14 protein-coding genes are annotated in these 19,232 nt (G+C 74.7%); 2 read left to right on the top strand and 12 right to left on the bottom strand.

The features are described from left to right. Positions 1–17: 17 nt before the first annotated feature. The 5 genes from ABZT87_RS29260 to recN all read right to left on the bottom strand — a co-directional run bounded on the left by ABZT87_RS29260 (position 18) and on the right by recN (position 6,678). Positions 18–1,712, bottom strand: coding sequence for a lipid II flippase MurJ (locus tag ABZT87_RS29260; RefSeq protein ID WP_355139527.1), 1,695 nt, complete (start codon positions 1,710–1,712; stop codon positions 18–20). A 1-nt stretch (position 1,713) separates the two neighbouring features. Then, positions 1,714–2,580 (bottom strand): hypothetical protein, encoded by an 867-nt coding sequence (locus ABZT87_RS29255; RefSeq protein WP_355139526.1) that lies wholly within the window; start codon positions 2,578–2,580, stop codon positions 1,714–1,716. Between the two features lie 73 nt (positions 2,581–2,653). Beyond that, entirely contained in the window at positions 2,654–3,595 is a 942-nt protein-coding gene (locus ABZT87_RS29250) for a copper transporter (RefSeq protein ID WP_355139524.1), read from the bottom strand. Positions 3,596–3,622: 27 nt separating this feature from the next. Then, complete coding sequence (gene steA, locus ABZT87_RS29245) at positions 3,623–4,801, bottom strand: putative cytokinetic ring protein SteA (RefSeq protein WP_234591007.1); 1,179 nt, start codon at positions 4,799–4,801, stop codon at positions 3,623–3,625. 119 nt (positions 4,802–4,920) lie between these two features. Then, complete coding sequence (gene recN, locus ABZT87_RS29240; RefSeq protein WP_355139611.1) at positions 4,921–6,678, bottom strand: DNA repair protein RecN; 1,758 nt, start codon at positions 6,676–6,678, stop codon at positions 4,921–4,923. Positions 6,679–6,780: 102 nt separating this feature from the next. Here recN and ABZT87_RS29235 point away from each other — a divergent pair, with 102 nt between their 5' ends. Then, a complete protein-coding gene (locus tag ABZT87_RS29235; RefSeq protein ID WP_355139522.1) occupies positions 6,781–7,794 on the top strand; it encodes a helix-turn-helix domain-containing protein in 1,014 nt (337 codons plus the stop codon). A gap of 56 nt (positions 7,795–7,850) precedes the next feature. Here ABZT87_RS29235 and ABZT87_RS29230 read toward each other — a convergent pair whose 3' ends face one another. From ABZT87_RS29230 to ABZT87_RS29210, 5 genes are all read right to left on the bottom strand, one after another. Then, on the bottom strand, positions 7,851–11,570 hold the full coding sequence (locus tag ABZT87_RS29230; RefSeq protein WP_355139520.1) for a S8 family serine peptidase: 3,720 nt from the start codon (positions 11,568–11,570) through the stop codon (positions 7,851–7,853). 159 nt (positions 11,571–11,729) lie between these two features. Beyond that, positions 11,730–12,614 (bottom strand): NAD kinase, encoded by an 885-nt coding sequence (locus ABZT87_RS29225; protein WP_355139518.1) that lies wholly within the window; start codon positions 12,612–12,614, stop codon positions 11,730–11,732. 94 nt (positions 12,615–12,708) lie between these two features. Then, a complete protein-coding gene (locus ABZT87_RS29220; RefSeq protein WP_355139516.1) occupies positions 12,709–13,569 on the bottom strand; it encodes a TlyA family RNA methyltransferase in 861 nt (286 codons plus the stop codon). Positions 13,570–13,606: 37 nt separating this feature from the next. After that, a complete protein-coding gene (locus ABZT87_RS29215; RefSeq protein ID WP_355139514.1) occupies positions 13,607–13,912 on the bottom strand; it encodes a hypothetical protein in 306 nt (101 codons plus the stop codon). Next, positions 13,909–14,604 (bottom strand): hypothetical protein, encoded by a 696-nt coding sequence (locus ABZT87_RS29210; protein ID WP_355139512.1) that lies wholly within the window; start codon positions 14,602–14,604, stop codon positions 13,909–13,911. The genes ABZT87_RS29215 and ABZT87_RS29210 overlap by 4 nt, the downstream gene beginning before the upstream one ends. A gap of 111 nt (positions 14,605–14,715) precedes the next feature. On the opposite strand from ABZT87_RS29210, the gene ABZT87_RS29205 reads away from it, so the two are divergent. Next, on the top strand, positions 14,716–15,054 hold the full coding sequence (locus ABZT87_RS29205; protein ID WP_354861616.1) for an SCP2 sterol-binding domain-containing protein: 339 nt from the start codon (positions 14,716–14,718) through the stop codon (positions 15,052–15,054). Between the two features lie 18 nt (positions 15,055–15,072). Here the strand turns inward: ABZT87_RS29205 and ABZT87_RS29200 are convergent, their stop codons facing one another. Both ABZT87_RS29200 and ABZT87_RS29195 read right to left on the bottom strand, forming a co-directional pair. Continuing rightward, entirely contained in the window at positions 15,073–16,098 is a 1,026-nt protein-coding gene (locus tag ABZT87_RS29200) for an HAD-IIA family hydrolase (protein WP_354861615.1), read from the bottom strand. Continuing rightward, complete coding sequence (locus ABZT87_RS29195) at positions 16,095–17,132, bottom strand: hypothetical protein (protein ID WP_355139510.1); 1,038 nt, start codon at positions 17,130–17,132, stop codon at positions 16,095–16,097. The genes ABZT87_RS29200 and ABZT87_RS29195 overlap by 4 nt, the downstream gene beginning before the upstream one ends. Between the last annotated feature and the right edge of the window lie 2,100 nt (positions 17,133–19,232).

The raw sequence follows: 19,232 nt of genomic DNA, 5'->3' as shown, positions 1-19,232 counted from the left end.
GTTGGTGTTGACAACGCTCACCGAACCGCCGTCTCCTTCCCGTCGCCCCGCTCCGGGGGGACCGCGCCCGGCGTCGACGTACCGGCCCGGCCCCGCGGCCCTCGCCGGCCGAGGCGGCGTACCACCCCGGTCAGTAGCGGCCGTACGTCCCGCCGGTCGACGAACCAGACCACGACGAGGAACACGACACCGACCAAGACCCCGGACAGCATGCCCTGACCGAGTGCCGCGGCCGTCGTCGGGGTGCCGCCGTCCAGCCTGTCGAGCCAGCGGCTCACGCCCAGCCCGGCGAGCGCGGCGAGCAGCCCGGCGAGGCCACCGGCCGCACCGGCGCGCGCCGCGCCGGCAAGCGCCGGCCGGCCGGCGCTGCGCAGCACCGCCGTGACGAGCAACACGCCGAGCACCACCATGCCCACCGAGTTGGCGGACGTCACGGCGAGCACCCGGTCGGTCAACGGCAGGATCGCACCGAGCAGCAGGACGACGGGCGGCACCACCAGGAAGCCGACGGCGGTCGCGGCGGTCGCCGCCCGGGTCTCCCCGCGCGCGTAGAGCGCCCGGGTGAGGATCGCGAAGAGGCCGTAGCCGACCAGGCCCGGGGCGTACCCGATGATCGCGGCGGCGGCGGTCGGCGCGGTGGACGCGGGGAAGAAGAAGTGCCCGACGGGCCCCGCGGTCCCGACCAGCGCGGCCGCGCCGAGGCAACTGAACAGCAGCACCCCGCGCACGGCCGGCGCCAGGGTCGCCCGGTAGCCGTCCTCGTTGCCGGCCGACCGCGCCGCCGCGAGCGTCGGATAGGCCGCCACGGCCAGCGGCACCGCCAGCACCGCCCACGGCAGCAGGTAGACGGTCTGCGCCAGGTTGTAGACGCCCGGGTTGCTGCGCGCGCCCGCGGTGACCTGGTTCAGGCTGACGATCAGGGCGATCTGCTGCGTGGTGACGGTGACCGCGCCCGCCACCGCCAACGCGCCGACCCGGGCCCGCGCGTCGGCGGGGAACCCGAACCCGGGCCGCAACCCCAGGCGCAGCCGGCGCACCGGGACGAGCAGCGACAGCGACAGCGTCACCACGCCCAGGGTGGTGCCGGCGGAGAGCAGCAACTCGCCGCCGGGGCTCACCCCGGCGACTGTGGCGTACCGGCCCTGGGTGGCGGTGAACCCCAGGTAGACGACGATCACGGTGAGGCTGGACAGCAGCGGGGCGAGCACCGGCCAGGCGAAACGCCGGTGCGCCTGGAGCACCCCGGTGAGCACGATGCCGACGCCGTACAGCGGTAGCTGCGGCGCGAAGACCCGCAGCATCCGTACGCCGCTCTGCTGCTGGGCGTCGGTCAGGTGGTGACCCAGCGACTCGACCACCGGGCCGGCGAACAGCACCACGACCAGCGCGAGCGGCACCAGCAGGGCCAGCGTCCAGGTCAACAGCGCGCCGGTGGTCCGGGCGACCGCCGTGCGGTCGCCGGCCTCGACCGCCCCGGCCAGCAGCGGTACGACGAGGCTGGCCAGCGCGCCACCGGCGACGATCTCGAAGATGAAGTTCGGCACCGCGTTGGCCACCACATAGGCGCCGCCCAGGTCGGTCGGGGCGAGGCTCCAGGTGAAAACGGCGGTACGGCCCAAGCCGGCGAGCCGGCTGAGCACGGTGAGGACGGCGATGAGCGCGGCTGCCCCGGCCAGCCGGCCGACGCCGGCGAGGGGTGCCGGTCTGGTCACGTCAGTCGGCGCGTCGGCCCAGTGCGTCGAGCTGCCGCAGGCCCGGGGTCCGCTGGATCACCGCCGTGAAGCTGACCTTCTCGCTGGCGGCGGTGAGCCCGGCCAGCACGGCCAGCAGACCGGCCCGGCCGAGCGGGCCGCTGCGGGCGGCGAGCGCCACGCCGAGCAGGGCGCCGAGCGCGTTCGCGCCGCTGTCGCCGAGCATGACGTCCTCGGAAAGGTCGTCGCGGAGCAGGCCGGCGCCGGCGCCGGCCGCGCCGGCGGCGATCCCCCCGTGCGGGCCACCGGCCAGCGGCACGCCCAGCAGCAGCCCGGACTTGATGGCCCGGCCGGGCCGCAGGTCGAGCAGGTTGAGCAGGTTGGCGGTGCCGGCGATCACGCCGGCGCCGAGCAGCACGTCGATCCCCCGGCCGAGCGCGCCGTGGCGCTGCCGGCGCGGGTGCGCGGCGACCCGCGGGTCGGCGGCGAGCAGCGCGGCCGCGCCCAGCCCGGCGGCGCCCACCCCGACGATCTTCACCAGTCCGGCGGTGACGCGGCCCTCACGCAGCGCGGCGAGGTGCCCGGCGAAGCCCTTGGCCGCCTTCTGCTCCGGACGTGCTCCGACCACGTCGTCATAGAGCCCGACACCGCCGGCGCCGAGGCCGGCGACCAGGGCGGCGCCACCGGAGGCGGCGCTGGTGGCGCCGAACACGCCCGCGGCTGTCGCACCGGCGGCGAGCGCCGGCCCGGCCGCCAGGGTCACCGTCCGGCCCCGGAAGTTGGTGCGCTCCAGCGCCGGCCCCACCGGGGCGGTCCGCACCTCGCGGAGGGCGTACCGGGCGGCGGCGGCACCGGCCCCGGCGATCAGCAGCCGGCCCAGCATCCTCACGCCGCCACCTCGCTCGGGCGCAGGGTCGCCCGCTCAGGCGCGTCGGTTCCGGACACCGGGGTACGTCGTTCGCTCACTGGGGCAGTCTAGGCAGCAGGGACGCGGCATTGTCGCCGACGCCGTACTGGCCGGCCTTCTTCTCGGTGAGCTGCTGCACCAGGGCGAGGCTGGTGACCAGTTGACCCTGCACGGTGTTGGCGTTGTCGACCGTGGAGATGGTCTGCGACAGCACCGGGTCACCGCGGACCACGGACACCACGTTGCCACCGGCGGAGCCGTTGCCGCCCACCACGATCGACCCGGTCCGGTCGAACTGTTCGGCGATCTTGACGACCGACTCGTCCCGCTTCTCGGAGTCCTTGTCGACGTACGGCTGCCCGCTGACCACGACGACGGCCTCGGCCGGCCCGGTGACCTTGTTGTTGTCGGTGGTCAGGTAGCCGGCGTTGTTGTACGCGGCGAGCACCGCCCGCCGGTCGGCGTCGCTGACCGGCGCGGTGCCCTGGGCACGGTCCAGCAGGACGCTGGCCAGCAGCGCGCTGGAGGTCTCCACGCCGTGGCCGTTGCCCGGCAGGCCGGTGGTCTGCGCGGTCGGCCGCGCGGCGGTGACGGCCAGCTCCAGCAGGTTGGAGTTGTTGTCCGGGTTGATGAACTTGTCCTGCAGGTCGACCCGGCCGGTGATGGTGGCGCCGGCCAGCTGGAGCTTCTTGAGCACGCCCTCGGTGTGGTCGCGCCCGTTGGGCAGGCTGAGCACCACCACCCGGCGCCCGGTGAGGGTGCCCGGCAGGACGACCTGGGACACCTGCTCGGCGAACTCCTCCTCCAGACCGAGCTGCTTCTCCATGCTGTTGACCTGCTGACGCAACTGCTGGTTGTCCTTGCGCAGACCGGTGACCTGCTCCTTGAGCGAGTCGGCGACCGGGCCGTTGAGGGCGGCTGTGCCGACCACCAGACCGATCGCCAGAGCCAGGAACACCGCGGTGAGGGACACCACGTGGTAGCGGAAGTTGATCACGCTTGCAGCCTCTTGATCGGTCGGGAACTAGAAGAGCCGGTACAGCTGGAACACGAAATTGTCCCACCACTCGGCGACCACACCCAGGTACGCCTTCCCGACGGTGGAGACGGCCACCGCGGAGGCCATCGCCGCGATCGCCGAGAGCACCAGCAGCAGCAGCGACGAGCCGGAGATGCTCTGCCGGTAGAGCCGGCTCACCCCCTTGGCGTCGACCAGCTTGCCCCCGACCTTCAACCGGGTCAGGAACGTGGAGGCCATTCCGCCGCGCCCCTTGTCCAGGAACTCGACGAGCGTGGCGTGGGTGCCGACCGCGACGAGCAGGGACGCGCCCTTTTCGTCGGCCAGCAGCATCGCCAGGTCCTCGCTGGTCGCCGCGGCCGGGAAGGTGATGGCCGGGACGCCGAGGCCGTTGACCCGGGGCAGGCCGGGCGCCCGCCCGTCGGGGTAGGCGTGCACGATCACCTCGGCGCCGCAGCGCAGCACGTCGTCGGTGACCGAATCCATGTCACCGATGATCATGTCAGGGGTGTACCCGGCCTCGACCAGCGCGTCCGCGCCGCCGTCCACGCCGATCAGCACCGGCTTGAACTCCCGGATGTACGGGCGCAGCACGTCCAGGTCGGCCTTGTAGTCGTAGCCGCGCACCACGATCAGGCAGTGCCGACCCTGGATCTGAGTCTGGATGTCCGGAACGCCGACGCCGTCGAGCAGCAGGTCGCGTTCCTGGCGCAGGTAGTCCATCGTGTTGGCGGCGAACGCCTCCAACTGCACCGACAGCCCCTCCCGGGCGTCGGACATCGCCTTGGCGACCGACTCGGCGTCCTGCAGGGTGCCGTGCGCCACCGGCTCCTCGCCGGCGAAGACGGTGTTGCCCTCGATCCGGACCTGGTCGCCCTCGCGGATCCGCTCGAAGACGCCCTCCCCGAGATCGTCCAGGAGCGGGATGCCGGCGGCGATCAGCACCTCCGGCCCGAGGTTGGGGTAGCGGCCGGAGACCGACGGCTTGGCGTTGAGCACCGCCGCGACACCGACAGCGACCAACGAGTCGGCCGCCACCCGGTCCAGGTCGACGTGGTCGATGACCGCGATGTCACCGGGGCGCAGCCGGCCGACCAGCCGTTTCGTCCGGCGATCAAGGCGCGCGGTGCCGAGGACTCTGCCCGGCTCCGCGTTTCGGTTCCGGCGCAACGTGGGTAGACGCATCGTGACCATCCTGGCATGTGAGGCAGGCTTTTCTGTCGCGACATGCCTGAGCAGGGCCGCCTACCCAGGGAAGCACACGTCGGCACAAGCCGGTGTGCTTGCGCTCACAATACGCGGCGTCACAACCGCCTTTCCTTGGCGGCCACGGCCAGCAGCTCCTCGGCGTGGGCGATACCCAGATCCGAATCGGGCAAACCGGCGAGCATCCGGGCCAGCTCGCGGGCGCGTTCGGTGTCCTCCACGACCCGCACCCCGCTGGTGGTCACCGCGCCGCCGGTGTCCTTCGCCACCACCAGGTGCCGGTCGGCGAACGCGGCCACCTGCGGCAGGTGCGTGACGACCAGCACCTGGTGGCTGCGGGCCAACCGGGCCAGCCGGCGGCCGATCTCCACCGCCGCCTGCCCGCCGACCCCCGCGTCGACCTCGTCGAAGACCAACGTCGGCGGGCCGCCCGAGCCGGCGAACACCACCTCGATGGCGAGCATCACCCGGGACAGCTCACCGCCGGAGGCGCCGCGCTGCAACGGCAGCGACGGCGCGCCCGGGTGGGCCAGCAACCGCAGCTCCACCTCGTCACCACCGTCCGGGGTGACACCCACCTCGACGCCGTTGACCGAGAGCGTCGGCTCGGCCCGCCCGGCCGGACGGGGCAGCACCGCCACCTCGATCCGCGCGTGCGGCATGGCCAGACCGGCCAACTCGACGGTGACCTGGTCGGCGAAGCGGACCGCCGCCTCCTGCCGGGAAGCGGACACCCGGCCGGCGAGGTCGGCCACCTCGACGGCGAGTCGCTGACCCTCCCGCTCCAACTCGTCGAGCACGTCGTCGGACATGTCCAGGTCGGACAGTCGGGTGCGCGCCCGATCGGCCCAGGCGATCACCCCGTCGACGTCGTCGGCGTACTTACGGGTCAACGCGCGCAGCGCCGCCCGCCGCTCGTAGACGTGCTGCAACCGGGCCGGGTCCGCGTCCAGCGCCGCCAGGTACGTCGACAGCTCCGCGGACACGTCGGTGACCAGCGTGGCCGCCTCCTCCAGGCGGGCGGCCAGTTCACCGAGCGCCGGATCGGTGCCGGACTGCGCCTCCAGGGTCCGCCGGGCGGTGCCGAGCAGCGCCGCCGCGTCCGGAGTCTCGTCGGCAACCTCCACGCCACCGGCCACGCACTGCTGGGCGATCTGCGCGGCTGTCCGCAGGCCCTCGGCGTGCTCCAGCCGTTGCGCCTCGGTCTTCAGCTCGTCGTCCTCACCGGGCTGCGGATCGACCCGGGTGATCTCGTCGAGGCCCAGCCGCAGCAGGTCGGCCTCCTGGCTGCGCTCGCGGGCGTTGCGCCGCCGGTCGGCCAGGTCGTCGACCACCCGACGCCACCCCGTGTACGCCTCGCGCAGCGCGTCGAGCAGCTTCTCGTGGGCGGGGCCGGCGAACCGGTCCAGTGCGGCCCGCTGCTCGGCCGGGCGCAGCAGCCGCAGCTGGTCGGACTGGCCGTGCACGGCCACCGCCTGCTCGCCGACCTCACCGAGCATCGACACCGGCATGCTCCGGCCGCCGACGTGGGCGCGCGAGCGCCCCTCCACCGTCACCGTGCGGCTCAGCAGCACCGAGCCGTCCTCGTCGGGCTCGCCGCCGGCCTCGGTGATCCGCGCGTGCACGGAGTCGGCGACCCGCCCGTGCAGCCGCAGCCGCCCCTCCACCACCGCCCGACCGGGTTGGGCGCGGACCCGCCCGGCGTCGGCCCGGCCGCCGAAGAGCAGGCCGAGGCCGGTCACCACCATCGTCTTGCCCGCACCGGTCTCGCCGGTGATGACGTTCATGCCGCCGGTCAACGGCAGCGTGGTGTCCTCGATGACGCCCAGCCCGGTGATGCGCAGCTCTTCCAGCACAGCCACCGACAGTAGACGCGAGGCCCGACACTTGACCAGCCGACGGGCCCCACGGCCGGGCCCCGGCACGGCCCGCACCTTACCGACGTACAGTCTTGCCCCGTGTCGGACGTGATCGGCCTGACCCCCGCCGAGGAGGAGCTCTACCGCTGCCTGCTCCAACTCACCACGGCCCGCGTCGACGAGCTGGTCCGCCGGCTGCGACGGCCCCGGGCGCAGGTCGTCGAGCAGGTCGAGGCGCTGCGGGCCAAGGGGCTGGTGCAGCCCACCGACAACGACCCGGACGCCCCGCTGCGCCCGACCGCCCCGGACGTCGCCCTCGGCGCGACGCTGCTGCGCCGCCAGGAGGACCTGGAGGCGGCCCGGCGCCGGGTCACCCAACTGGCCGAGGAGTACCGCTCCGGGCTGCGCCGCCACCACGTGGACCACCTGGTCGAGGTGATCCGGGGCGGTCGGGTGCTGCGCGACCGGCTGCGCGACCTGCAGAACTCGGCCCGCGACGAGGTGCTGTGGTTCTGCCGGGCGAACCCCCTCGCCATGGCCGGCCCGGAGAACGTCGAGGAGTTCGACGCGCTGGCCCGCGGGGTGAGCTACCGGGCCATCTACGAACGGGACCTGCTGCTGGAGCCGGGCGCGCTGGCCGACCTGGCCAAGGGGGTGGCCGCCGGCGAGCAGGCCCGCGTGCTGGACCGGCTGCCGGTCCGACTGGCCATCGTGGACGCGCGTACCGCCATCTGCCCGCTGGTGGCCGACCGCGACGGCGGCGAGCCGAGCGCCGCGGTGATCGGCCGCAGCCAACTGCTCGACGCGCTGCTCGCCCTCTTCGAGAGCCACTGGCGGGTGGCCACCCGGCTGCGACTCGACGACCCGCTCGCCGCGACCGAGAGCCGGCGCGACGAGGCCGACGACCGTCAGGTCGACGGCTACCAGCCCGACGCCGACGAGGCCCGGCTGCTGTCGCTGTTCGTGGCCGGCGTACCGGACAAGTCCATCGCCTCCCAGCTCGGGGTGAGCCGCCGGACGGTGCAGCGGCGCCTCGCCGACCTGATGGACGCCGCTGGCGTGGACACCCGACCCGGGCTGGCGTTCCAGGTCGCCCGGCGCGGCTGGCTCTGAACGCGGCCGGGCCCGCCGTCCGAAGCGACGGCGGGCCCGGCCGGACACGCTCGGAGTCAGCGCAACCCGTACGCGCGCAGCACCGTCTGGTCGACGGAGTTCCCGTTGCGGTCGGTGGCGTGCACCCGCAGCGACACGGTTGCGCGCCCGGCCGGCACGGTCGCGGTCCAGCGGGTCCCCGACCCTCTGGTCGGCGCGGACCGCCAGGTGACGCCCTCGTCGAAGGAGACCTGCACCGTCAGGCTGGTGCCCGTCGGCGCGGCGACTCCGGTCGGCTGGCGCAGGGTCAGCCCCAGCTGGTGCGGTCGGTTGCCGGGTACGGTGCCGAGCAGGTCGGCCGGCACCCGGTAGTCCACCTGCAGCAGCGACAGCGGCACGGCGGCGTCACCCGCCGGCCGGGCCGAGCTGAACTGCCACGCCGTGTCGGTGCGGGTGGCGTAACGCCACTCGTTCGAGGCCCGGCGCGTCGTCACGTCGAGGCGGTAGCGGGCCACCCCGGCGGTGGTCGGCACCGGCGCCCAGCCGCCGGACAGGTCGGCGATCTGCTGACCGTCGCGGCTGAGGCGAGCCTCGACGGTGTCCGCCTCCTCGCTGTTGCCGGCCACGCTGTAGTGCCCGTCGGCGTCGACGAACTCGGGGACCCGCACGTCCAGGCTGTCGCCCGTCCGGGTGGGCACCGGCGCCCCGCTGGCCGGCACGGCCGGACGGACCACCGGCGCGTGCCAGGTCTCGGTCTCCCGGTCGTCGGCGGCGTACCGCCGGGGCTCCTGGGTCAGCCCACCGGTCAGCTGCCCCCACTGCATGTACATCTGCTTGTGCAGCACCCGGTGCTGCCACCAGGAGTCCCCGGCGCTGACGAACTCCTGCCGGGTGGTCCCGTTGCGGACCAGGCGCTGGTCGTCGTTCCAGGAGTACTCCTGCCACGGACGCCAGCCGAACCGCTCCTCGGTGGCCCAGCCCGCGCCCGTGTCGCCGTAGCGGGCGGTCACCTCGGCGGTGTTCTTCGCGGTCACCCTGTGCACGATCCGCTCCGGCACCCGGCCCTTCGACACCTGCCACACGTCGTACAGGTACGGGCTGTCCACGGTCAGCGTCAGGTCCAGCGTCGCCCGGCCCTTGCGCGCCGCCGCGATCAGCCGCTGCCCGTCGTCGTACGCGACGACCATCGCCGGGATGGGCAGCCGCTCCCCCGCCGGCCGCCAGACCGTCCACGGGCTCTGGTCCTCGGGCCGGACGATCAGTACCGCCGCGGCGCCGGCCGCCGCCGCCGCGGCCACCTGCTCATTCTCGTTACGGTTCGGGTCGGCGGCGAACAGCGCCGCCGCGCCCCGCACCCGGGCCAGCTCGGCCGGGGTTCCGGTGCCGGCCCAGACCAGCGGCAGCTTCCGTCGACCGGTCGGCGCCGGGGACGTGCCCAGCAGGTTGATGTCCGACGGGCCGGACACCCCGCTGATCGTGGCGTCCACCATGGGCGCGACGAGCTGCCAGCGGGAGGCGAACTCGAACTCGCCCTGGCGTACCTGGCGGGTCGGCGTGACATTGACCTCCTGAATGGTGCTGTAGGCCATGACGCCGTGGTCGATCTGCCGGCCGTTGCCCAACACCCGGTGCACGTAGAAGCTGAGCGTGGCCCGCTGCTCGCTGGGCTTCGGCGTCTCGATCCGCACCGGCGTGCCCTTGCGGGCGTCGAGCACCACGGTCAGGTCCCGGTCGACGGTCAGCTCCGGCTCGACGGCCTCGGTCAGCTGCTCGTCCAGGGGAGCACCGTGCTCGACCAGCGCGGTCAGCAGGTACGTGCCCTCCTCGACCCGCAGGGTGCCCTCGCCCGGCCACCAGCCCCAGTAGTCCGACTCGGGCTGCTCACCGAAGAGGGTCAGCGCAGGCGAGAGGGTCAACTGACCCTGCCGGCCCAGCACCTTGATCGTGACGTCGTGGATCGGACCGCTGACGGTGAGGCCCACCGGCGTGCGCACGGCGACGCCGTCCGCGCCGGTCGCCACCAGCCATCCCCCGTGCGGGCCCCGGGCCAGTTTCGCCGGGTCGGCGCGCAGCGGCACCGCCACGCTGCCGCCCGCCGGCACGGTCACCTCGCCGGACGCGACGGCGACCCCGTCGTTCTCGGCCGCGCCGCTGTCCAGGTTGCGCAGGTCCAGGGCCAGCCGCAGGGTCTGCGCGCCCGTCGTGTCGTTGGTGTACGTCACGGTGCGCTGCACCGCCGCGCCACCGGTGGTGATCCGGCCGAAGTCGGCGGTGGCCGAGGCGTACACCCGCTGCGTGAGCGCCCGCGCCACGTCGACCCGACCGCCGCCCTGCTCGAAGACGGTCAGCGCCGGGTTCGCCTTGGTGGTGCTGACCAGCGCGTCCTTCAGCTTGCCGGCGGACCAGTCCGGGTGGTCCTGCGCGAGGATCGCCGCCGCGCCCGCCACGTGCGGGGTGGCCATCGAGGTGCCGGACGCGGTCGTGTAGGCGTCGCCCACCGGCGTACCCATGGTGGTGCCGGCGGCCCGCGCGGCGACGATGCCGACGCCCGGCGCGGTGATCTCCGGCTTCAGGCCGTTGTCGCCCAGGCGCGGCCCACGGCTGGAAAACTCGGCCAGGTTGTCGTCGCGGTCCACCGCGCCGACGGTGAGGGCCGCCGCGGCCGCGCCCGGCGAGCCGACGGTACGCGCCGCGCCCGCGTTGCCGGCGGCGACCACGAAGAGCGCGCCGGTCTCGGCGGTCAGGTCGTTCACCGCCTGGCTCATCGGGTCGGTGCCGTCGGTCGGGTCGCCGCCGAGGCTCATGCTGACGACCTTCGCGCCGGAGTGGGCGGCCCACTCCATGCCGGCGATGATGGCCGAGTCGTAGCCCGAGCCGGCGTCGTCGAGCACCTTGCCGACCAGCAGTCGCGCGCCCGGCGCGACGCCCTTGCGCAGCCCCGCCGACGCGGCGCCGCTGCCCGCGATGGTGGCCGCGACGTGCGTGCCGTGGCCGTGGCCGTCGCGGGCGCTGCCGCTGCCGGAGAAGTCCCGCGCCTCGGCGATCCGTCCGGCCAGGTCGGGGTGGGTGGCGTCGACGCCGGTGTCGAGTACGGCCACCTTCACGCCGCTGCCGTCGCGGCCGGCCGCCCAGGCCGTCGGGGCGCCGATCTGCGGGACGCTGTGCTCCAGCGTCGGGTGCACCCGCCCGTCCAGCCAGACGTAAGCGATACCGCCGCCCAGGCGGGGCGCGGCGGCCGTGGTCCGGCTCGTCGGCGTGCCGGCGAGGGTGCTCCACAGTCCACCGAGGTTGGCCTTGCCGACCCGCAACGCGGCGCCGTTGATGCTCTCCAGGGGGCGGGCGTCGGTGACGCCGCCGAGCGGCCGGACCCGGCCGGCCGCCTGCTCCTGGTAGCGCACGATCAGCGGCAGGGCGCCCTGCGCGGCGTCGCCGTAGCCGTCGGCGGCCAACTCCTGCACGTCGAACAGGTTGGCGTCGAGGACGCCGCTGGAGACGTAGGGCAGGGCGTCGCTGGGCAGCACCCGCAGCCCGCCGTCGACCTCCAGGGTCTGGAAGATGACCCGCTCACGCCCGGGTCCCGGGCGTACGGTGGCGGCGACCCGGCCCGGCGCGGCCGGCGCCAGCTCGACCTGGTCGCCGGTGATGAGGGTGATGCGGACGGGCGCGGCGCCCGGGGCGGACGTGCCCAGGCTCGGGCCGGTGGGCGGGACGGGCGGCTCGGCGGACGCCGGTGCGGCGAGGCCGACCACCAGCGCGCCGACCGCGCCGGCGCTGAGCCAGCGGGGGGACCAGTGCATGCGATGCGCTCCTTAAACTCCGGTGGGCCCGCCATCCGTAGATGAGGACCGATCGGAGTCTGCGACGCAGCGCACAACCAGGTCACTAGCCTTGCGCCGCCGCAGCGGCGACATGTCGTCAGGTGGACAACCGCCGGACACCGACGGTGTGCCCCACAGTCACCGGCGGCTGCCCCGCCACCCGTGCACCGGCAGACCGAACTTGGCGACCAGCCGGTCGGTGAACGGACGGGCGCGCAGCCGGACGATGCGCACCGGCAGGGCGCCTCGACGCACCGTCACCCGGGCGCCGGGCGGCAGGTCGTAGACCCGCCGGCCGTCGCAGGCGAGCACGGCGAGGGTGGTGAACGGGTCGACGGTGATGATGAACGTCGACGTGGGTGCGGTGACCAGGGGGCGGCTGAACAACGCGTGCGCGCTGATCGGCACCAGCAGCAGGGCCTCCACCTCCGGCCAGACCACCGGACCGCCGCCGGAGAACGCGTAGGCGGTGGAGCCGGTGGGGGTGGCGCAGACCACGCCGTCGCACCCGTAGCGGGACAGCGGGCGGCCGTCCACGTCGACGAGGAGTTCGAGCATCTGCGCCCGCTCCCCCTTTTCGACGCTGATCTCGTTGAGCGCCCAGGACTCGATGGTCGGGCCACCGTCGAACTCGGCCGTGACGTCGAGCGTGAGCCGCTCGTGCACGGTGTAGTTGCGCTCGACGACGTCCCGGACCGCGGTGTCCAGATCGTTGATCTCCGCCTCGGCGAGGAAGCCCACCTTGCCGAGGTTGATGCCGAGCAGCGGCGCCTTCGCCGGGCGGGCCAGCTCGGCCGCGCGCAGGAAGGTGCCGTCCCCACCGAGCGCGAAGACGATCTCGGCGCCCTCGGCGGCCTCCGGGCCGGTGACCGGAACCATCCCGGGCAGGTCGAGGTCGTCGGCCTCCTCGGCGATGACCCGCACCTCGAAGCCCGCGGCGATGAGGTCGGCGGCGACCGACCGGGCGTGCTGGGTGCTGCGTCGACGGCCGGTGTGGGTCACCAGCAGCGCCGTGCGGCTCATCGGAGCGGCCGCCCGTCCGCCATCGGACGGCACACTGCCGTCGCCGCCGCCCCGGCACGGCCGCGTGCCGTCGTGCGCCGCTCGCTGTACGCGTTCACCCTGCGACCTCCTCCGCCGCCACGCCCGGCACGTCGCCGGCCGTCGTCGGGCCGTCCGGCCCGGCCTCCACCACGGCCCGCACGCGCTGCGGGTCGGCCGGTGGTGCGCCCCGGCGCAACCATACGAAGAACTCGACGTTGCCGCTGGGCCCGGGCAGCGGGCTGGCCGCCACGTCGGTCAACCCGAGGCCGAGCTGAGCCGCTGCGGCGGCCACGTCGAGCACCGCCTCGGCGCGCAGCGCCGGGTCGCGGACGACGCCGCCGGCGCCGACCCGCTCCTTGCCCACCTCGAACTGCGGCTTCACCATCAGCGCCAGGTCGCCGTCGTCGCGGGTGCAGCCGGCCAGGGCCGGCAGCACCAACCGCAACGAGATGAACGACAGGTCGGCCACCGTCAGATCGACCGGCCCGCCGATCGCGTCCGCGACGAGGGTACGGACGTTGGTGCGTTCCAGGACGCGGACGCGCTCGTCGGTGCGCAGCGACCAGGCGAGCTGCCCGTAGCCGACGTCCACGGCCACCACCTCGGCGGCGCCGGCGCGCAGCAGCACGTCGGTGAAGCCCCCGGTCGACGCGCCGGCGTCCAGGCAGCGCCGGCCGGCGACGCGTAGCCCACCGGTCTCGAACGCCGCCAACGCGCCCGCGAGCTTGTGCCCGCCCCGGGAGACGTACTCCTCGGTCGGGTCCTCGCCGGTGACCAGCAGCGGATCGGCGGGGTCGACCATCGCGGCGGCCTTGCGCGCGAGCACTCCGCGCAGCTGGACCCGGCCGGCCTCGACCAGCGCGGCGGCCTGCTCACGCGAGCGGGCCAGCCCGCGGCGGACGAGTTCGGCGTCCAGCCGGTTGCGACGTGCCATGGGTGGTTCTCCGGTCTGTCCGACCTGGTCGTCCTGCTCAGGTCTGGTCGATGGTGGCGAGCGTTTCGCGCAGCGTCTCGTAGGCCGCCTCGTACTGCGCGATCTGGTCGGCCGGGGCGAGCGTCGCCGCGTTGTCCATGGCCCGCACGGCCGCGTCCACCGCCGGGTGGCGGGCCGTGTCGTCGCCGACGTCGACGCCCTCGGGCAGCGGGCCGGGGCGGGCGCCCACCGGCGGGCTGGGCCGGGCGGCGAACGACCCGGCCGGCGGCGGGCCGGGCCGGAAGCCTCCCGGCGGGCCGGGGCGGATGCCGGGCGGCGGGCCCGGACGCGCGCCGTCGCTCACGAGTCACCGTCCGGACGGCGCTTACGGGCGGCCTTCTTCGCCGGCATGACCGCCGGTGTCGGGGTGTCGTCCTGCACGACCGGCGGCGGGGTGTCGTCGTCGGTCCGGCTGATCGTCGCGGGCGGCTTCTTCACGATGGCCTTCTTGGCGACAGCCTTCTTGGCCAGCGCCTTCTTGGCGACGGCCTTCTTGGCCACCGCGGAGACCGGCGCTGCGGCGGGGCCGTCCGAGGCCTTCCTGGCCACCGGCGCCGAGACCGGCGCTCCGGCGGGGCCGTCCGACGGCACCGGGCCGCTGCCGGGCTGCGCCGCGCGGGTCGGATCCGGCTGCGGCGCGGGCCCGGTCGAGGGCGCGGACGGCTGTGGGGCGGGCCCGGCGGCCATTTCGGTGGCGCGCGCCTCGCGCAGTTGCCGTTCCAGGTCGCGCACGCGTCGGGTCAGCTCGGCCACCTCGTCGGCGGTGGCCAGACCGACCGCGCCCAGGGCCCGGTCGACCTCGAAGCGGACCAGCTTGGTCAGCGCCTCCCGGTTGGCGGCGCCGGTGGTGACCAGCTCCTCGCCGAGGGCCTGCAGCTGGGCGGCGGTCGCGCCGCCCGAGCCGACGAGGCGACGCACCGCGTCCTGGGCCTTCTTCCGGGGCGCCTCCGCCAGGCCCAGGGCCAGTTCGAGGTAGGCGCGCCACGCGTCCTGCATGCCTGAGTCCTTCCATGGGGCGGGGTCTGCAGGTGTCACGCTACCGGGCACCCCGGACTGTCTCGTGCGGTACGGTGCCGGGGACGGCGTGGCGATCGGCGAGGGGGAGATGTGGCCAGCGTGGACGAGTGCCGGCAGGCGTTGCAGGAGCTGGCCGCCCGGTTGGACCGCAACGCCGAGACGGTCCGCGACCGGATCGACCTGGACCGGACGTTGGCCTGCCGGATCACCGACCTGGACACGGCGTTCCACGGCAAGATCAGCGGTGGCCGGCTGGTCGAGCTGACCGACGGCGACGACCCGAAGGCCAAGATCGCGCTGAGCACGTCCAGCGACGATCTGCTCGCCCTGGTCCGAGGTGACCTGGACGTCACCAAGGCGGTCACCTCCCGCCGGGTGTCGATCAAGGCCAACCCGTTCGACCTGATGAAGCTGCGCAAGCTGCTCTGACGAGCGCGCTCGACGGCGTCACCCGTCGGTGGCCAACCCGAAGCTCTCCAGCGCGGCAGCCGCGTCCGGGCCCACCGCGCGGATCGCCGGCAGCTCCGGAGCCGACCACGCCGCCGCGCAGAGCGCGGCGAGGGCGTCCAGATCCCGGCCGGCGCCGGCCAGTTCCAGCGTCCCGTCGCGGTCGGTGACGGACCAGCCGCCGCCGTTCGTCGAGCCCGGGACCTGCACGGCCGCCGCCGGGTCGAAGAGCCCCGCCAGGTCCCGCGCGACGTACGTGGGCCGCCGTCGTGGCTCGGCCGCGAGCAGCTCGGGTACGCCGCTGACGCCGGTGAGCACGAGCAGGCTGTCCAGTCCCGCTCGGCGGGCGCCCTCGATGTCGGTGTCCAACCGGTCCCCGACGACCAGGGCTCGGCCGCCGTCGCCGCGCCGGGCGGCGGTCTCGAACAGCGCCGACTCCGGCTTGCCGACCACCAGGTCGGGGTCCCGCTCCAACGCGGTTCGCAGCACCGCGACCAGCGACCCGTTGCCGGGCAGGGGGCCCCGGGCGCTGGGCAGCGTCCGGTCGGTGTTGGTGGCGACCCAGATCGCCCCGGCCCGTACGGCGATCGACGCCTCGGCCAGCTCGGCCCAGCCGACCTGCGGACCGTAGCCCTGCACCACCGCGGCCGGCTTCTCGTCGGCGCGGGTGACCGGGGTCAGTCCGACCGCGCGCAGCTCGGCGCGCAGCGCCTCCGCGCCGACCACCAGCACCGGCGCTCCGGCAGGCAGGCGCTCGCGCAGCAGCTCGGCCGACGCGGCGGCGGAAGTGAGCACCTCCTCCGGCCGCGCCGGCACGCCCATCCCGGTCAGCAGGTCGGCGACGTCGCTGGAGCGGCGGGAGGCGTTGTTGGTGGCGTACGCCACCGCCCGCCCCTCGGCGTGCAGCCGAGCCACCGCGTCGACCGCGCCGGGAATCGGCCGGTCGATCAGGTAGATCACCCCGTCCAGGTCGAAGACCACCAGGGTGTACCCGTCGATCAGCCGCTTCCCGGCGTCCGCGCTCACCGCTGCGTCGACTCCGGCTCGTCACCCCGGGTGGGGGCGGTCCCGTCGCCGTTCACCGCGCCGCCTGCGCGGCTGTCGTCGCTGGCGGGCGTGCTCCGGTCCGTGGTGGCTGCCGGGGCGACGTCGCCCGCGTCCGGGTGGCGGTCGTCGACGTCTTCGTCTTCGTCGTCGCCCGCGACGTCCTCGCCGCCCTCGTGCTCGTCCGAGCGGCCGGCGACGCCGTCCTCCTCGTCGTCGTCGTAGTCCTCGTCGTCCTCGTCGTCGTCCTCGAGGTCGTCGTCGTCCTCGAGGTCGTCGTCGTCCTCGAGGTCGTCCTCGTCGTCGAGGTCGTCCTCGTCCTCGAGGTCGTCGGCGTCGAGGACGTCGCCGGCGGTCAGGTCGGCGTCCGGCTGGGCCGGCACCGCGCCGGGCGCACCCGGGCCAGCGGCGATCTCCTCGGCCTCGTCCTCGTCATCACCTTCGATGACGACGCCGTCGAGTTCCAGCAACCGCTCCGCGGCGTCGGTCTCGCCCTCGGTGTCCACGTCGGCGGCGCGGGAGAACCACTCGCGGGCCTCCTCACGTCGGCCCACCGCGAGCAGCGCGTCGGCGTACGCGTACCGCAGTCGCGCCGTCCACGGCACCGTCGCCTCGCTGGTGAGGTCCGGCACCTGGAGCATCGCGACAGCGGCGTCCTTCTGGCCGAGATCGCCCCGTGCCCCGGCCGCGACGATCAGCAGCTCGATCGCGACGGCCTGGTCCAGCTTCGCCTGGTCGGCGCCGCGGAACAGGTCGATGGCCCGCTCCGGCCGGCCCAGGGCACGCTCGCAGTCGGCGAGCACGGCCAGGTGACTCTGCAGGCCGGTCATCCGGTGGTACGTCCGCAGCTCGGCGATCGCCGTCTGCCACTCCCCCGCGTGGTACGCGGCCAGGCCGACCGCCTCACGGACCGCGGAGATGCGCGACGCGAGCCGTCGGGCGGCCAGCGCGTGCGCCAACGCCTCGGCCGGGTCCTCGTCGATCAGCTGACCGGTGGCGACCAGGTGCCGGGCCACCGTCTCGGCAACCGGCTTGTTCAGCGAGAGCAGCTCGGCACGGACGTCCTTGTCCAGGTCGGTCGCGACGATGTCGTCCGGCAACGCCGGGGCCAGGCTGCGCCCACCCTCGGACGACTCGGAGGCCGCGCCACGGTCGTCGCGCCGGAAGTCGCCCTCGCGACGGGGCCGCTCGTCGGCCCGGAAGCCACCGTCACGGTCCCCACCGCGGAAGCCACCCTCACGACGGTCACCGCCTCGGAAGCCGCCCTCGCGGGGTGCGCCGCCCTCACGACGGTCACCGCCCCGGAAGCCGCCGTCGCGGTCGCCGCCCTCACGCGGTGCGCCCGGGCGCGAGCCACCACGCTCGCCGCCACGGAAGCCACCTTCGCGGTCTCCGCCACGGAAGCCACCCTCGCGGGGCGGGCCGGAACGGCCACGGTCGCCGCCACCCTGGTAACCACCCTCACGACGGTCACCACCGCGGAAGCCACCCTCACGCGGCGTACGGGAGCCGTCGCGGTCGCCGCCACGGAAGCCACCCTCACGACGGTCTCCGCCACGGAAGCCCTCGCGGTCACCACTGCGGAAGCCACCCTCACGGGGCGGGCCGGAACGGCCACGGTCGCCACCGCCCTGGTAACCACCCTCGCGCGGCGTACCGGAACGCGGGGCATCGCGGTCGCCGCCACGGAAACCACCCTCACGCGGCGCACCCGAGCGCGACCCATCGCGGTCGCCGCCACGGAAGCCGCCCTCGCGCGGCGCACCGGAGCGGGAGCCATCGCGGAAGCCGCCCTCGCGGCGCTCGCCGCCACGGAAACCGCCGTCACGGTCACCGCCCCGGAAACCGCCCTCACGACGGTCGCCGCCACGGAAGCCACCTTCGCGGTCGCCGCCACGGAAGCCACCCTCGCGGGGCGGGCCGGAACGGCCACGGCCGCCACCGCCCTGGTAACCACCCTCACGACGCTCACCACCACGGAAACCGCCCTCGCGGTCACCGCCACGGAAGCCACCCTCACGCGGCGCACCCGAGCGCGACCCATCACGGTCGCCGCCACGGAAGCCGCCACCCTCGCGGCGGTCGCCGCCACGGAAACCACCGTCGCGGTCACCGCCACGGAAACCACCCTCACGCGGCGCGCCGGAACGCGGGGCATCGCGATCGCCGCCACGGAAACCGCCTTCACGACGGTCGCCGCCACGGAAGCCGCCCTCAGAACGGTCGCCACCACGGAAGCCGCCCTCACGACGGTCGCCGCCCCGGAAGCCCTCGCGGTCTCCGCCGCGGAAGCCACCCTCGCGGGGCGGGCCGGAACGGCCACGGTCGCCACCGCCCTGGTAACCACCCTCACGACGCTCGCCACCACGGAAACCGCCCTCGCGGTCGCCACCACGGAAACCGCCCTCACGCGGCGCACCCGAACGCGACCCATCGCGGTCGCCGCCGCCCTCGCGCGGCGCACCCGAACGCGACCCATCACGGTCGCCACCACGGAAGCCACCCTCACGCGGCGCACCCGAACGCGACCCATCACGGTCGCCACCACGGAAACCACCCTCGCGGGGGGCGCCGGAACGGCCACGGTCGCCACCGCCCTGGTAACCACCCTCACGACGCTCGCCACCACGGAAACCGCCCTCGCGGTCACCGCCACGGAAACCGCCCTCACGCGGCGCACCCGAGCGCGATCCGTCACGGTCGCCGCCACGGAAGCCGCCACCCTCGCGGCGGTCACCACCGCGGAAGCCGCCCTCGCGATCGCCGCCGCGGAAACCGCCGTCACGCGGCGCACCAGCACGGTCGCCACCACGGGAACCGCCATCACGACCGCCGGCGTATCCGCCTCGGGCGCCGCCAGCGTTGTCCCGGTCTCCCCGGTACGGGGGCCGGTCGTCGCGGCGCGCACCACGGTCGCGTCCAGCCGGGCCGTCGGTGCGGTCTTCGTAACGACGGGGACGGTCTCCGCCCTGCGGTCCTGAACTCACAGGTACATCCTTCCTGATTGCGCCACCAATGGCGCTACGCAGTCGAGGGCCGACCCGGATGGGGCGCCCCTCGACTGGAAGATTGTCCGGCGGTGTCCTACTCTCCCACACCCTCACGAGTGCAGTACC

The sequence above is a fragment of the Micromonospora sp. NPDC005237 genome (assembly GCF_040607775.1).
Classification (GTDB): domain Bacteria; phylum Actinomycetota; class Actinomycetes; order Mycobacteriales; family Micromonosporaceae; genus Micromonospora.
Note: the sequence above shows the minus strand (reverse complement) of the source record. Positions and strands in the feature narration are given on the sequence as shown.

Coding starts and splice junctions, on each gene's coding strand:
- ABZT87_RS29220 (WP_355139516.1), bottom strand. CDS start 13,569: ATGGCACGTCGCAACCGGCTGGACGCCGAACTCGTCCGCCGCGGGCTG.
- ABZT87_RS29210 (WP_355139512.1), bottom strand. CDS start 14,604: ATGCAGGACGCGTGGCGCGCCTACCTCGAACTGGCCCTGGGCCTGGCG.
- ABZT87_RS29225 (WP_355139518.1), bottom strand. CDS start 12,614: ATGAGCCGCACGGCGCTGCTGGTGACCCACACCGGCCGTCGACGCAGC.
- steA (WP_234591007.1), bottom strand. CDS start 4,801: ATGCGTCTACCCACGTTGCGCCGGAACCGAAACGCGGAGCCGGGCAGA.
- ABZT87_RS29230 (WP_355139520.1), bottom strand. CDS start 11,570: ATGCACTGGTCCCCCCGCTGGCTCAGCGCCGGCGCGGTCGGCGCGCTG.